This is a genomic window from Methylophaga thalassica, from assembly GCF_030159795.1.
Classification (GTDB): domain Bacteria; phylum Pseudomonadota; class Gammaproteobacteria; order Nitrosococcales; family Methylophagaceae; genus Methylophaga; species Methylophaga thalassica.
The window spans coordinates 638012-652783 of sequence record NZ_BSND01000005.1 but is presented as its reverse complement, the minus strand read 5'-3'; the positions used below and the strand labels follow the sequence as shown (position 1 = coordinate 652783).

13 protein-coding genes are annotated in these 14772 nt (G+C 43.5%); 3 read left to right on the top strand and 10 right to left on the bottom strand.

The genetic code is table 11. The annotated features are described in order from the left end of the window. Positions 1-30 precede the first annotated feature (30 nt). Positions 31-1539: an exodeoxyribonuclease VII large subunit gene (gene xseA, locus QQL60_RS10260; protein ID WP_284723247.1), complete on the top strand. Its 1509-nt coding sequence runs from the start codon at positions 31-33 to the stop codon at positions 1537-1539. Continuing rightward, positions 1529-2365 (top strand): peptidoglycan DD-metalloendopeptidase family protein, encoded by an 837-nt coding sequence (locus tag QQL60_RS10255; RefSeq protein ID WP_284723246.1) that lies wholly within the window; start codon positions 1529-1531, stop codon positions 2363-2365. The genes xseA and QQL60_RS10255 overlap by 11 nt, the downstream gene beginning before the upstream one ends. A gap of 1 nt (position 2366) precedes the next feature. On the opposite strand, the gene QQL60_RS10250 is transcribed toward QQL60_RS10255, so the two are convergent. The 10 genes from QQL60_RS10250 to QQL60_RS10205 form a co-directional block, all read right to left on the bottom strand. Further along, positions 2367-5057, bottom strand: a complete 2691-nt coding sequence (locus QQL60_RS10250) for an ABC transporter substrate-binding protein (protein WP_284723245.1) — start codon at positions 5055-5057, stop codon at positions 2367-2369. A gap of 63 nt (positions 5058-5120) precedes the next feature. Next, complete coding sequence (gene lptB, locus QQL60_RS10245) at positions 5121-5846, bottom strand: LPS export ABC transporter ATP-binding protein (RefSeq protein WP_007146912.1); 726 nt, start codon at positions 5844-5846, stop codon at positions 5121-5123. After that, positions 5846-6712 (bottom strand): lipopolysaccharide transport periplasmic protein LptA, encoded by an 867-nt coding sequence (lptA, locus tag QQL60_RS10240; protein WP_284723244.1) that lies wholly within the window; start codon positions 6710-6712, stop codon positions 5846-5848. Before lptA ends, lptB begins: the two co-directional genes overlap by 1 nt. Continuing rightward, positions 6696-7268 (bottom strand): LPS export ABC transporter periplasmic protein LptC, encoded by a 573-nt coding sequence (gene lptC / locus QQL60_RS10235; RefSeq protein ID WP_284723243.1) that lies wholly within the window; start codon positions 7266-7268, stop codon positions 6696-6698. The genes lptA and lptC overlap by 17 nt, the downstream gene beginning before the upstream one ends. Beyond that, a complete protein-coding gene (kdsC, locus tag QQL60_RS10230) occupies positions 7252-7773 on the bottom strand; it encodes a 3-deoxy-manno-octulosonate-8-phosphatase KdsC (protein ID WP_273178729.1) in 522 nt (173 codons plus the stop codon). The genes lptC and kdsC overlap by 17 nt, the downstream gene beginning before the upstream one ends. A 9-nt stretch (positions 7774-7782) precedes the next feature. Then, on the bottom strand, positions 7783-8757 hold the full coding sequence (locus QQL60_RS10225) for a KpsF/GutQ family sugar-phosphate isomerase (protein WP_007146908.1): 975 nt from the start codon (positions 8755-8757) through the stop codon (positions 7783-7785). Positions 8758-8759: 2 nt separating this feature from the next. Then, positions 8760-9746, bottom strand: a complete 987-nt coding sequence (locus QQL60_RS10220; RefSeq protein ID WP_007146907.1) for a calcium/sodium antiporter — start codon at positions 9744-9746, stop codon at positions 8760-8762. Positions 9747-9843: 97 nt separating this feature from the next. Next, positions 9844-10569 (bottom strand): MlaA family lipoprotein, encoded by a 726-nt coding sequence (locus tag QQL60_RS10215; RefSeq protein WP_007146906.1) that lies wholly within the window; start codon positions 10567-10569, stop codon positions 9844-9846. Positions 10570-10705: 136 nt separating this feature from the next. Then, positions 10706-11758 carry a glycosyltransferase family 4 protein gene (locus QQL60_RS10210; RefSeq protein WP_007146905.1) on the bottom strand — a complete coding sequence of 351 codons (1053 nt, stop codon included), beginning with the start codon at positions 11756-11758 and terminating at the stop codon, positions 10706-10708. Beyond that, a complete protein-coding gene (locus QQL60_RS10205; RefSeq protein WP_007146904.1) occupies positions 11758-12552 on the bottom strand; it encodes a UDP-2,3-diacylglucosamine diphosphatase in 795 nt (264 codons plus the stop codon). The genes QQL60_RS10210 and QQL60_RS10205 overlap by 1 nt, the downstream gene beginning before the upstream one ends. Before the next feature lie 142 nt (positions 12553-12694). Here QQL60_RS10205 and prlC point away from each other — a divergent pair, with 142 nt between their 5' ends. After that, complete coding sequence (gene prlC, locus QQL60_RS10200) at positions 12695-14734, top strand: oligopeptidase A (protein ID WP_284723242.1); 2040 nt, start codon at positions 12695-12697, stop codon at positions 14732-14734. Positions 14735-14772 lie beyond the last annotated feature (38 nt).

Below are 14772 nucleotides of genomic sequence, written 5' to 3'. Positions count from 1 at the left end.
CGTGCAATTATATCAGGAATATCTAGTGTTATGGCAGTACAATCTACATCTAATCAAACAAGCGCATTAGCAAATCGCGCAGTGAAAGATGTGTACCCGGTTTCACGTTTAGTCAGAGAAGCCCGTGTGCTGCTGGAAGGCTCATTTCCATTGATTTGGGTTGAAGGCGAGATATCAAATTTGGCCATGCCCGCCTCAGGACACATTTACTTCACTTTAAAAGATGAAGCCGCGCAAGTTCGTTGTGCCATGTTCCGGAATCGTAATAACCAATTACGCTTTACCCCTGAAAACGGTATGCAGGTTTTGTTACGGGTGCGGGTTAGCTTATACGAGGGACGTGGTGAGTTTCAGCTCATTGTTGAGCATATGGAAGAGGCGGGAAGTGGTGCATTACAGCGAGCATATGAGGCTCTGAAGCACCGACTTGGTCAAGAAGGTCTGTTTGATCAGACGCACAAAAAAACATTACCAATATTACCTAAATCCATAGGCATTATTTCATCGCCAGACGGTGCTGCTGTGCATGATATTGTCAGTGTGCTGAAACGCCGTTTTCCAGCCGTTGATGTGGTGTTATATCCCGTCGCCGTTCAAGGCGAAAATTCAGCAGGACAATTAATTGCCGCTGTTAAACTCGCGGATCAGCGACGTGATTGTGATGTCATTATTATTGGCCGAGGTGGTGGCTCACTGGAAGATCTCTGGAGCTTTAATGATGAGCAGTTAGCAAGGGCCATTTTTGCTTGTGAGTTGCCGATTATTTCTGCTGTTGGACATGAGATTGATTTTACGATTTGTGACTTTGTCGCTGATGTCAGAGCACCAACACCATCAGCTGCCGCAGAGTTAGCCGTGCCGGATGTGCAGCAATATGTGTTGAATTTTCAGCGCTATCAGCAGCAATTAACGCATATTATTCGTCATCGTCTTACCTCTGAACAACGTCATTTACAACATTTGCACAGAGCATTGCCCAGACCAGAGTTGATATTACGTCAACAAACGCAATGGCTAACGCAACAAAAACGTATGTTGGACTCTGCCTGGCATCACCAATTGCTGAATTACCAGCAAAAGCTGGATTATTTATCTGTCAGATTAAAACATCCCAGAGCACAAATCGAAAAGCAGCGATCTGTACTAAAAAGTCTGACTCATCGTTTGCAGACGGCGTACAGAACTCATCAGAAAAGTATTAATCTGCAATTTTCTTCATTACAGCTCAGATTGCAGAGACAGGTTCCATTGTCTCAACTACGTGAACAGCAAAATGCTTTGCAAACGCTGAGTAAACAAAACCATCGATTAATACATCAGCATCTCGATAAGGCAAGACAGTTTCTGGCACAACAGGTGAGAACGCTTGCCGCGGTCAGTCCCCTGAATACACTGGACAGAGGCTATAGCATTACTAGCAAGCAGAATTCCGGTGAAGTCATTACCGTGGCATCTGAGGTTGCTCCCGGTGATAGCGTATTAGTAAGGTTACACCAAGGCCAACTGAGTTGTGAGGTGAAGAAAGTTGATGAAAAGTAGAGCATGGTTATTTTCAGTTTTATTATTAATCTGCTCGGACGTTTTGGCTAAATTACCCGAACAATCTGCCGTGCCGGGCGGAGTAATGATTTTATCTGTAGGGAATAGCCACCAAACAAAGCCTGATGTGTATTTTGAAGATAAACCGGTCATGGTCGTAAAAGCGGATGGACTTTGGCAAGCCGTAGTTGGCATTCCATTAGCCTCCAAAGCAGGTACTTTACGAATTGTAGTAAAGCGTGGCGAAGAGAAAAGTACTCAGTTATTTTCGATTAAGGATAAACAGTATCCGACGCAATACATTACGGTGAATGATGAGCGAAAAGTAAATCCGAATCCTATAGATATGAAGCGGATTAACCAGGAATCCAGCCGTATTCAAGAGGCGTTAACTGCCTGGACAGAGACTAATAATGAACCTGTTAACTTTGTCTGGCCAATAAAAGGCCGGGTAAGTGGCTTATTTGGTCGTCGCCGAGTCTTTAATGGCGAACCCAGAAATCCGCACAGTGGAATGGATATCGCTGCTAAAACCGGAACGCCAATTCATGCGCCTGCTACGGGAATTGTAAGGGGAACAGGTAATTACTTTTTTAATGGCAATACGGTATTTATTGATCACGGCCAAGGGTTGATCACTATGTTTTGTCACTTGAGCCGTCTTGATGTGCAAGATGGTCAGACAGTTAAACAGGGCGATATTATTGGTGCCGTAGGTGCCACTGGCCGAGTGACAGGGCCTCACCTGCATCTTGGTGTTAGCCTTAATAACGAACGTGTTGAGCCTCGCTTATTTTTCCCACCGGAGTCTGAATTAAAAAATTAACTCAGAGATAGGGGCGAACTAGTTGGGTTAATTGAGTAAAGTCGATCGGTTTGGTTACATAGGCTGTAAACAAGCCTTTTGCAGAGTCTTTATTTTCCTGCATAGCTGCCGCCGTCAGGGCAATAACAGCAATATCTTTAAATTCATCTGAATTTTTGAGTATTCTTGTCGCCTCGATACCTGACATACCGGGTAAATTAATATCCATCAATATGAGATCAGGCCGTTGTTGATGGATAAATTCGAGCCCATCTTCGGCGGATACACAATTATGAAACGTGACTTGTGGGTAGCGTGAGAAGAAGACTTCTATCAAGCGAATATTGGCTGGATTGTCTTCGATATAAAGCACCTGCCGTGGTTCAGTATTCAGTTGTGTATCGTTACGTCTTGCTGAAATCTGCTTGTTAAGCGCCTCCAAAGCCGGACGTTGTTCCGATTGCCAAGCCGGTTGTTGTGTTGATAAAGGAAGCTCAATCCAGAAGCTACTACCTTGACCTTCTGTACTGGCAAAATCAATTTTACCCCCCATTGCTTCGATCAGACGTTTACTGATGCTGAGTCCGACGCCACTGCCTTCGATATTGGCATATTCCTGACCCAGGCGTTCAAATGCAGTAAAAACATGGGCTTGTTTACTGATTGGAATGCCATGACCCGTATCGGTAATCGTCATTTTCAAACACCCATTTTGTGGGACCAATCGCGTAGTGATAATAACCTGACCACCCGCTTTATTGTACTTGATGGCGTTAGTGACTAAGTTAATAAAGACTTGTTTTAATTTGGTCAGATCGGCAACCACGACGGTGTCATTCTGTTCTGGCAAAGTGATCTCTACATCATATTTTTTTGCCATCGTTTCCAACATAGGTAAACACGCATCAAAAACATGCTTGATTGGAATATGCTCAGTGGATAATTGAATATTCCCAGACTCGATTTTAGATAGTTCGAGTACGTCATTGATCAGGTTTAACAGGTGTTCACCGCTTTCAATAATTTGTTTGATTTGATGGCGTTGTTGTTGTGAAGGTGGCGGATCATTATCTGTCAGAAGCAGTTGAGAAAAACCTAAAATACCGTTTAAAGGGGTTCTGAGTTCATGACTCATGGCGGATAAAAATTCAGATTTAGCTTTATTGGCACGTTCCGCTTCTAATTTAGCTTGGAGCAATGCCTTTTGTTCTGCTTTTTGTCTGGAAATATCGCGGGCAATACCGGTAAAAAAATGTTTTTCATCCCATTTGAAATGGCTGATGGTTAATTCAATCGGAAAAATAGTGCCACTTTTATGAAGTGCTTCTAATTCTATCGGTTTGCCAATAATCCGGCTTTCATCGGTGGATAAAAACCGTGACATTCCTAATTTATGCATATCTCGATAACTGGCAGGCATTAATGCCGTTATGTTTTGGCCGATAATTTCATCGGCCTCGTAACCATAGAGTTGTACCGATGCTTTATTGAAGCTGACAATAATGCCATTACCATCGATAGTAATGACACTATCAATAGTATTGTCGAGTAATGTCTGCAGTTTAAGACTTTCCTGTTTCGCGGTGGCTTCTAAAGCAGAACGGTTCTCCAACTCTTGTTTAATTGATTCAGTCTTGGTTTGGATCTCTTCTGTTAATATCTGATTGTGATGGCGTTTGAACAGATAGAAAATAATGATGACAAGACTAAGGCTGCCAAGGATCATCACCAGCCATTTAAACATCAGAACTTCATTGTCAGGTTCTGTATAGATAAATTCATCCAGATCTCGTTGTTTCTTGTTAATACCCAAGCTTTCATAAACGTCAGCAATTTGTTTCCAGCGACTGACCGTGATATGACCGAACTCGACCGTTGGATAAAGACTAAGCTTTAATAATTGTTCTGCTTCATAGTGAACATGAGCAGGTGTTTTATGTTGAGGATTATATTTCTCCAGAACCAAATCGATGATTTCATCAGGGTGTTCGGCGGTGTATGCCCATCCTCGATAGGTCGCATTTCGAAACGCATCTACCAGATCTGGGTTGTCATCAATATATTGTTCAGTTGTAAAGAGGATGTCGCTGTAGAAATTAATGCCATAATCCCTGGGTGAAATAACCCTATAGGGTTCATTCTGTTCTTGCATGTAAAAGGGTTCATTGGAAATATAGGCTGTGACGCCATCGATGCGACCACTGATCAGATCATTGAGGTAGTTTTTACTGGGGGGTACAAAATTGATCTTAGACGTATCAACATGCTGCTGCAGAAAAATAGCCGTTAAATCATCAGCTTCAGACTGCCGGTTGATGGTTCTGCCGATAAAATCTGCTGCAGAATAAATACCAGAGTCAGCTTTAACTAACCATACATATGGACTACTCTGAAAGGTGGCTCCCAATGCGACAAAGGGTCGGCCTTTCATATATTCCATGACTATTCCGGTGCCGGATATGCCAAAGTCGACATTTCCGTTTTCCACTTCATCGTAGGGATGGTTGTAACCGCTAAGTATCTCTACATCCAACCCTGCCTGGCGGTAAAAGCCTTTCTCTTTGGCAGCATAGATGCCTGCGAACTGAAACTGATGCTCCCAGTGAAGTTTTATCGTGACATGCTTAAGATCGTTATTTTTTGTATTTTCTTCAGTGTATGCTGCACTACTGTAAAAAAATACAGAAATAATGAAAAGCCATCTTAAATTCATAGACATAGCCAAAGTAGATCTGTTTCTATGGTAACTGAACAGATTACTCTTCCGCTAGTTATGTCACATCCTGAAATCACGGCCCAGATAGACACTTAACACATTTTTATCTTTAAGAATGTCTTCAGGCGTTCCACGGGCAATTACTTCACCTTCGTTAAAGATATAAGCTCGTTGACAAACTTTGAGCGTTTCACGGACGTTATGATCAGTAATTAATATACCAATTCCTCGTGCTGCCAATTCTTGAATGATGCCTTGAATATCCAGAACTGAAATCGGATCTACGCCAGCAAAAGGTTCGTCTAATAAAATGAATTGAGGATCCATCGCGAGTGCACGGGCAATTTCTACACGTCTTCGTTCTCCCCCTGATAAAGCCATGCCTTTTGAGTGACGGATATGTTCAATATGGAAATCTTTTAGTAACTGTTCGAGTAGTTGTTGTTTGGAAAGATCATTCAGTTCGGTGCGAGTCTCAATGATGCCATAAAGGTTATCTTCCACACTGAGCTTACGAAAAACCGAGGCTTCCTGAGGCAAATAACCAATGCCCAGTTTAGCTCGATCATGGATGGCATAATGGGTAAGTTCTTGTTGATCGAGATAAATATAACCGTGATCAACGGGCACTAAACCAACAATCATATAAAAGCTGGTTGTTTTACCGGCGCCATTAGGGCCCAACAAACCTACAATTTCACCACTATTGACGTCCAGTGATATGTCTTTAACAACTTGCCTATCGCCATATTGCTTAGCAAGCTGATGGGCTGAAAGGATACTCATTAGTTGTCTATCGCTTCTAGATAATAATCATTCACCCAACCAATCACGGTCTCTCCATTAAGCGTACCTCTGACTTGGGCCCAGCCTTGTTGGCGGCTTAAAATGATCACACGAAGATTTTGGTCGAGAGTGCCCAGACGTTGATAACCTGTTCCTGGACCTGTGCGGACATTTAAACGGCTGGTGGTAATGACTTCAGGGTATTCCTTAACTGACAATGGTGCTTCAGCGGCAGGTTTGGGTGTTGTCGGTGTGGCTTCTTCAGCTTGAACGGGTGCTTTTTCAGCTGGCGCGGCTACTTCAGGTGTGTCAACCGCTTTAGGCTTAGGTGTGGTTGGCTTAGCTTTTTTCTGCTGAGTCATGGGTTGGATGATCATGTGGATACGACCTGAATCATGCGTTTCGCCACCCACATTCACAGGTGCAGAGTTAGCACTGACAACATTTTTAGCAATGTCATACTCTATACGATTACCGATGAATTCATCACCATTTTGCCAGACGTGACCTTCACCAATCAGATAAATTTTTTGCTTATCTGCATAATATTCCATACGAATCGCTTTCGCTTTGACAGGTGATTCGCCTGGTTTGTGAACTTGTTGATAGGTGGCCAGTTTCCCTACTGCGACAGCCTTGGTCAGCTGTTTATTTTCATTGTAGTAAAACGTGATGATATCACCAGTGATTTTTAATGTACCCTGCGTGAGGATGGCATCTCCTTTGTATTGGGTGACACCTTCCTGATCATCCATCTGAGCATGGTCGGCTTCGATATTAATCGGCTTTTCACGGTCACTCGGCAACGCCCAACTGATTGCTGGTAACATCAAACATACCGTTAATAACTTAGTTAGCAGGTGCATCATATTGTCCTTTCACCCTGGAATGCAGGTTAATGGTTTCATCATTCATATCTGCATGTAAACCTACTGACTCAGTATCGCCATTTGGGGTTTTGATGGTGACAGCATGGTCAGTATATGCAGTATTGTATTGTGTATCTAAAGTTAACTTATCGGTCAGCATTTTAAATGCCGGATCGTTCTCATTAGTGATAATAACATTTCCAGTTAACAGGATAGTTTTGTTATCACCCTGGGTGTGACCATGATCTGAGGTGATGACCCATGAGTCTTTACCCGGCTTTAAGAATTCTGCAATGGGATCAATGATTTCAGTACTGTCATCGGCTGGGTAATGAGCCATTTCTTTACCTTTTATAACCCTGGCCGGCGTGCCATTGATATCCATGATCGTCATTGTAAAATCAGTCATTGCGTAATCACTGCTGCGATGAATATCGTTCTTTTCAGCTTCAACAGGTTCGTTTTCGCCTGACAATAGGAGCCAGATGCTCAGGATGGCTACCAGAGGCAATAAGATGCGTAGATAACGAGGTAGATTAAAAATGGCGTTCAATTTGGTCTTGCAGGTTTCCCTGTCCTTCCATTATCAACTCACACACTTCACGAGCAGCACCGTGCCCCCCTTTTGAGGTGGTAATAAAGTGAGCATGTTTTTTTACAATCGGGTCAGCATCTTGAACCGCTATGGCGAGTCCAACACGACTCATGATAGATAAGTCTACCCAATCATCGCCAACATAGGCACATTGTTCCGGCGATAATTTAAGTTCTTTTATCAGTTGCTGGAAAACCGGCAGTTTTACTCGTTGGCCCTGGTAAACGTATTTTATACCTAAACTTTGCATTCGATGTTCAACTGTACGGGAGGTGCGGCCAGTAATAATGGCAATTTCAACACCAGTATATTGCAACAGTTTCATCCCATGTCCGTCGCGTGAATGGAAGGCTTTGTATTCTTCACCATTATCACCAATGATGATTTGACCATTGGTTAACACACCGTCCACATCGAATACGACGAGTTTTACCTTTTTTGCTTTTTCTAAAATATCTTGCATGAGTTTCTCTTAAACGACGCCTGCCCGAAGCAGATCGTGCATATTAATCGCACCACATAATTGCTGCTGTTTATCCACTATCAGTAAGGCATTAATTTTAAACCGCTGCATTAATTCTAATGCTTCGGCGGCCAGCATCTCAGCCGTCCCCGTTTTACACTGCCGCGTCATATAGTCTGACAATTTTTCTGTATGAATGTTTATTTCCTGAGATAACACCCGGCGTAAGTCGCCATCAGTGAATACGCCCAGAATGTGTTGTTTTTCATCGACCACTGCCGTCATGCCCAGACCTTTGTTGGTCATTTCAATCAATGCTTCACTGATGAGAGCATGTTCATTGATTTCGGGGATAGCATCTCCAGTATGCATAATGTCAGAAACGCGAAGTAATAAACGACGTCCTAACAAGCCGCCCGGGTGAGAGCGGGCAAAATCTTCAGCTGTAAAACCACGGGTTTCGAGTAAAGCTACTGCCAGGGCATCTCCCATTACCAAAGCTGCTGTGGTGCTTGAGGTTGGGGCAAGACCTAGTGGACAGGCTTCTCGCGCAACACTCACATCTATATGCGCTGTCGCACAGGTCGCTAAAGTCGATTCAGGTCTGCCTGTCATGGCGATAAATGGAATGCCCAGGCGTTTAATCAATGGCAGGATGGTCAGAATTTCACTGGTTTCACCAGAGTTGGATAGAGCAAGGACGACGTCTTTATCGGTAATCATCCCCAAATCACCATGGCTGGCTTCGCCGGGATGAACAAAAAACGCGGGAGTGCCGGTGCTAGCAAGCGTCGCAGCTAATTTACTGCCAATATGACCTGATTTGCCCATACCAATGACGACTACGCGTCCCTGGCAGTTGAGCATAAACTCACAGGCACGCATGAAGTCTTCATTGATACGTTCATGTAATGCCTGAATAGCCTCAATTTCCGTATCAATCACAGCTTTGGCAAGTGTGCTGAGTTTTTCTTTATCGATCACGTTTAACTTAATCCTGGTGTGTTTTGATAAACAAGCAAGCCATTGTATGTGACATAAACGACTAACATCAGTACACCGGCAACACGGCCAATTCGCCCATTCTGGCTGAAACGGGCGAAGCAGTATAGGCCGACGGATAATCCAATCATGAAAGGAATATCTCTGTAAAGTAACATAGGATCAATGTGGGAAGGCGCAATCAATCCAGGCATGGCCAATACCGCGAGAATATTAAATATATTAGAACCCAGAATGTTACCGACGGCGATGTCATGTTCATTTTTCAATGCCGACACAACAGATGCGGCCAGCTCAGGTAAGCTGGTACCAATAGCGACCACTGTCAGACCAATGATTAAGTCACTGACGCCAAGCAGGTGAGCAATACCTGTTGCACCCCATACTAGGGATTTAGATCCGATTAACAACGCGATAAGGCCAATCACAAAATAAAATGTCGCCTGTTTCCCGGTCATTTTAGTGGTGCCGTATTCTGCTTCAAACTCTGCTTCCAACGGATCCTGCTTATTACTCCCTTTGATAGCTAACCAAGCCATTCCGGCCAAGGTAATAATAAATCCGCTGAATAGGATAATGCCGTCCATCCTATTCAATTCACCATCGAGTAATAATACTAATGACAATGCCATCACGAACAATAAGACGGGAAATTCACGTTTTAAAGTGTCAGAATGCACGGTCAAAGGGGCAATAAGTAAGGTGATAGCCAGTACCAGACCAATATTGGTAATGTTAGAGCCAATGGCATTACCAATACCCAAAGCCGGAGCACCGTCGATAGCAGCCAGTGCTGAAACCAACATTTCTGGGGCGGATGTGCCAAAACCAACAATGGTAAGACCAACGATTAGCGGTGATACACCAAAATTGGTGGCGATGTTTGCGGCTCCATCAACAAATCGATCTGCTCCCCAAATCAAAATCACGAATCCAGCGATAATGGCTGATATAAACAGAATAGTTGTCATGAGCTTCCATGTGGATTAAATGTTAATTTTAGATATGAAAAAGCCGGGATATACCCGGCTAATCATTATAAGGACTCGCTTGCGACTTGTCGTTAGATCATTCGTCAAACAAATCAAAATCATCATCACTAGTTGGAGGATGACCGTCATGGACAAGATATTCTCGATGCTGAAGATAGGCATCTCTTACATAGCTGTATTCATCTGAAGCTGCTGCTTCATCAAGTACTTTTTCAGCTTTTAATAAATTGGCACGGTTATCAACTATGCGAACACCACGGAATGCATTACGAGCACCAGGACCCTCAACATAGGTCACAGGATCAGTGTAGTAATCACCTACCAGGCCAAATGAGTCACGTACCGTTCTTGGTCCGAAAAATGGCAGCACGATATAAGCACCTGGTTCTACTCCCCAAGCTCCTAACGTTTGGCCAAAATCTTCATTATTTTTGTAGTTACCACTGAGGCTAGCCACATCAAAAATACCGGCGACACCAACCGTTGTATTCAATACAAAACGGCCAGTATCGTTCGCCGCTTGTTTAAATTTGAACTGTAATAAATCGTTGATAATCACAGTGATGTCGTTGAGGTTACTAAAAAAGTTGCTCACGCCTTGGCTAAGTGGGGCAGGCATTACCGTGTCGTATCCCTTAGCTACAGGTTTCAGGATGGCTTTATCCACTGTGTCGTTAAACTTGTACATTGCACGGTTATATCCCTCAAGAGGGTCTTTGGGATTGTTGCTTGTGGCACAGCCAGTGAGCAGCAATACTGTTGCCAAAAAACCGAGTTTGAAAACTGAGCTCAGGGTAGACATCGAATTATGATCCTTTAAATTTTATTCTTATCGACCCGAGAAATAATCGCACGCGGACTTATAGCAATGCAAGTCATCTGTTGCGTTTATGACATGGTAATGTGAACTGAGTTGCAAAAAAACAACAGGACGGATTTTAAAGACACCAAAATGAGTGATTTGTGATATCGGTATCTTCCAGTTTACTGCTCTGCTGATTATTGAACATGAAGTCTGAAAATACTCTTGTACAGGCCATCCAGCTATGATTTTTTGCATACTCAATACAATCGTCAGCAGACAGTGTTAAGGCTTTTTTCGCAGCTGTTGTGAGATCGTCATCAAGAAATCCGGTCACCCCCTGTTGTACGATGTCAGCCGGTCCTGTGACAGGGTAGGCTGCGATGGGAACTCCGCAGGCCATCGCTTCCAGTAATACCAGACCGAAAGTATCTGTCTTACTTGGGAAAACAAAGACATCTGCTGCAGCGACATAAGAGGCGAGCTCTCTGCCAAATTTAGCTCCAGTAAAGGTAACGTCAGGATATTTTTGCTGCAGGTGTTCGAGATCCGGGCCATCACCCACCACCACCTTATTACCGTCAATGTCTAACTGCAGAAAGGCTTCAATATTTTTCTCAATAGCTACGCGTCCCATATTCATAAACACAGGACCGGTTAAACCAAGCTGTTTTGGATTATCAGGTGAGAATATATCTGTGTCCACACCTCGTCCCCATACTTCAACATTCTTGAAACCATGAGAAATCAGACGTTGCTTTTGAGAGGCTGTTGGAACCAGTGTATGCACGGCTTTGCCATGAAAACGTCGAAACCAGGCATAACTCCATCTCAATGGAATGGGAAGGCGCAAACGGACATATTCAGGGAACTGCGTATGATAAGAGGTGGTAAATTGCACATCGTTTTTAATACACCATCTTCTTGCTGCCATCCCTAGAGGACCTTCAGTAGCAATATGGACGGCATTAGCCTGATAGGAATCGAGTAATTTACTAACCTTTCTGCCTGGAAATAACGATAATGGAATGCTCGGATAAGTCGGGCAGGGGACAGTCTTAAACTGTTCAGGGGTAATTAGATGAACATCGTGACCCAGCTCGATTAAATGTTTACGGGTCTGCTTCAGGGTGCGTACCACCCCATTTACCTGGGGTTCCCAGGCATCGGTGATGATGACGATTTTCATTAGGCTGCCTGAGCGATGGCTTGCGGTTGTTCGATGATGTCGGCCCAGTACAAAATTTCCATTTTGCCATTAGGGTGCTCAACTAAAGCTGTACAGCTTTCTACCCAGTCACCACAGTTGAAGTAATCGACATTATTAATACGGGTGATTTCTGCGCGATGAATATGACCACAAACAACACCATCAACTCCTTGTTTGGCTGCTTCATGGGCCACCGCTTCTTCAAAATTACTGATGTACTGCACCGCATTTTTCACTTTATGTTTTAAGAATGCTGCCAGTGACCAGTAAGAGAAACCCATTTTACGGCGAACATAATTAACAAGCCGGTTCGCTCTCAGCAGATAGTCATAGAGTCGTCCGCCTAATTTTGCCAGTAAGGGAGAAATTTTGACCACACTGTCGAATTGATCACCATGCAGAATGAGCAGTTTTTTACCATCCGCCGTGGTGTGAATCATTTCATTTTGAATTTCGATATTACCGAATACCGCGCCATTGAAGTCACGCAATAACTCATCATGATTGCCAGGTACGTAGATGACTTTGGTGTTATGTTTTGCTTTACCTAATAAGGTACGAACAACGTTGTTATGTGCCTGAGGCCAAAACATACGTTTTTTCATTTCCCAGACGTCAACAATATCTCCTACCAGGTATAAATAATCGCATTCGACCTTATGCAAAAAATCCAGTAAAAAGTCTGCGCTGCAACCACGAAATCCCAGATGGATATCAGAAATCCAGACGCTGCGAACTTTTAACTTCTCTTTATGACTCACTTGTGTTTGCATAATGTGTCGTTTCCTTAGTATTTTGAGGGCACACTATCGAATAAATATTGCAGCATGATGAATGTTATGTTGCAGAATGATGACGATAACTTATTGAATTAATTGTCGTATCATTAAACAACAGCCAAAATTGAGACGCCCAATGAGCAATCCATTATTAGAAAATTATGTATTACCGCCTTTCTCTGAGATTAAACCTGAGCATGTTGAGCCTGCGGTGACGCAAGCCATCAGTCAGGCTCGGCAAGCAGTAGATAAACTACTCACTCAAGTCAGTCATCCGACATGGGAAACCCTTGTCGAGCCGATGGAAGATATCGATGTATCAATTGATCGTGTCTGGTCGCCGGTGAGTCACATGAATTCAGTGGTGAATTCTGATGAGTTAAGAAAAGCCTACAATGCGTGTTTGCCTATGCTGAGTGAGTTCGGTACCGAGCTGGGTCAGAATGAAGACCTGTATCGCGCATATAAACAATTGGCTGAGAGTGAGGCTTATCAGTCACTCGATACGGCTCAGAAAAAAGTCATTGATAATGCGGTCAGGGATTTCCGTTTATCCGGGGTTGAGCTAAATCAGGCCGATCGCGATGAATATAAAAATATCACGCAAAAACTGACCGAATTGAGTGCTAAGTTTGAAGAAAATCTGATGGATGCGACACACGGTTGGAAAAAGCATGTTACGGATAAAGAATTGTTATCTGGATTACCCGAATCCACCATTGCCATGGCAGAGCAATTTGCCAAACGTGATAATGTTAATGGCTGGTTGTTCACACTGGATTTCCCGTCTTATATGCCGGTCATGTCTTATGCGGATAATCGTGAATTCCGCGAAGAAATGTACACCGCATTTGCGACCAAAGCCTCTGACCAGGGACCGAATGCCGGACAGTGGGACAATACGCAGGTCATGGCGGATATTCTCAAACTTCGTCATCGTTTAGCTAACTTACTTGGCTTTGCTAACCATGCTGAGCGATCACTGGCAACAAAAATGGCACAAAGTCCGGAACAAGTGATGGACTTTCTGAATGACCTGGCCGAGCGAAGTAAACCCATTGCGGTTAAAGAATTTGAAGAACTGAAAGCCTTCGCAAAAGAAACGGCAGGCATGGATGAATTACAAGCTTGGGATGTCACGTACTTTGCTGAGAAATTACGCCAGCAACGCTATAGCATTTCTCAAGAAGAGTTAAAGCCATACTTTCCCGAAGATAAAGTCGTTAGTGGCTTATTTGCTGTCGTCAACCGCCTATATGGTTTGGTTATCAGTGAACGTACCGATATTGATACCTGGCATAAAGATGTCCGCTTCTTTGAAATTCGCGAATCAAACGGCAACTTACGTGGCCAGTTTTATCTGGATTTATATGCTCGCCAGCATAAGCGTGGTGGCGCGTGGATGGATGAATGTCTGGTGCGTCGGAAAACGGCCAAGGGGCTGCAAACTCCTGTGGCTTTCCTGACCTGTAATTTCTCTGAGCCTGTCGGTGATAAACCAGCCTTGTTTACTCATGATGAAGTTACCACCTTATTCCATGAATTTGGTCATGGTCTGCATCATATGCTGACAAAAATTGATTATGCGGGTGTGTCAGGAATTAATGGTGTGGCTTGGGATGCTGTCGAGTTACCTAGTCAGTTTATGGAAAACTGGTGTTGGGAAAGAGAAGCCTTAGATCTCATTTCTGGTCATTATGAAACCGGTGAAAAACTGCCTGAAGAACTGTATGAAAAAATGATTGCGGCGCGTAATTTCCAGTCAGCGATGATGATGGTGCGTCAGCTCGAATTCTCTATTTTTGATTTCCGTTTGCATCTGGAATTTGATCCAGAAGGTGGAAATCAAGTGGATAAAATTCTGGCCGAAGTACGCGATCAGGTTGCCGTGGTACAGCCACCAAAATTTAATCGCTTTGCTCATAGCTTTGGTCATATCTTTGCTGGTGGTTATGCCGCTGGTTATTACAGCTATAAGTGGGCAGAAGTTTTATCAGCCGATGCATTTTCTAAATTTGAAGAAAAAGGCATTTTTGATCGCGAAACGGGGCTGGAATTTTTGAATAATATTCTGGAGCAGGGCGGTTCAAAAGAACCGATGGAATTATTCATTGCATTCCGTGGCCGCGAGCCTGAAATAGATGCCTTATTAAGACATTCTGGTATTGCTGCATAAATAAAAAAAGGGCCGAAAGGCCCTTTTTTATTCTATCG

Coding starts and splice junctions, on each gene's coding strand:
- QQL60_RS10220 (WP_007146907.1), bottom strand. CDS start 9,746: ATGACAACTATTCTGTTTATATCAGCCATTATCGCTGGATTCGTGATT.
- QQL60_RS10215 (WP_007146906.1), bottom strand. CDS start 10,569: ATGTCTACCCTGAGCTCAGTTTTCAAACTCGGTTTTTTGGCAACAGTA.
- lptA (WP_284723244.1), bottom strand. CDS start 6,712: ATGCACCTGCTAACTAAGTTATTAACGGTATGTTTGATGTTACCAGCA.
- prlC (WP_284723242.1), top strand. CDS start 12,695: ATGAGCAATCCATTATTAGAAAATTATGTATTACCGCCTTTCTCTGAG.
- xseA (WP_284723247.1), top strand. CDS start 31: ATGGCAGTACAATCTACATCTAATCAAACAAGCGCATTAGCAAATCGC.
- kdsC (WP_273178729.1), bottom strand. CDS start 7,773: ATGCAAGATATTTTAGAAAAAGCAAAAAAGGTAAAACTCGTCGTATTC.
- QQL60_RS10255 (WP_284723246.1), top strand. CDS start 1,529: ATGAAAAGTAGAGCATGGTTATTTTCAGTTTTATTATTAATCTGCTCG.
- QQL60_RS10250 (WP_284723245.1), bottom strand. CDS start 5,057: ATGAATTTAAGATGGCTTTTCATTATTTCTGTATTTTTTTACAGTAGT.
- QQL60_RS10205 (WP_007146904.1), bottom strand. CDS start 12,552: ATGCAAACACAAGTGAGTCATAAAGAGAAGTTAAAAGTTCGCAGCGTC.
- QQL60_RS10210 (WP_007146905.1), bottom strand. CDS start 11,758: ATGAAAATCGTCATCATCACCGATGCCTGGGAACCCCAGGTAAATGGG.
- lptB (WP_007146912.1), bottom strand. CDS start 5,846: ATGAGTATCCTTTCAGCCCATCAGCTTGCTAAGCAATATGGCGATAGG.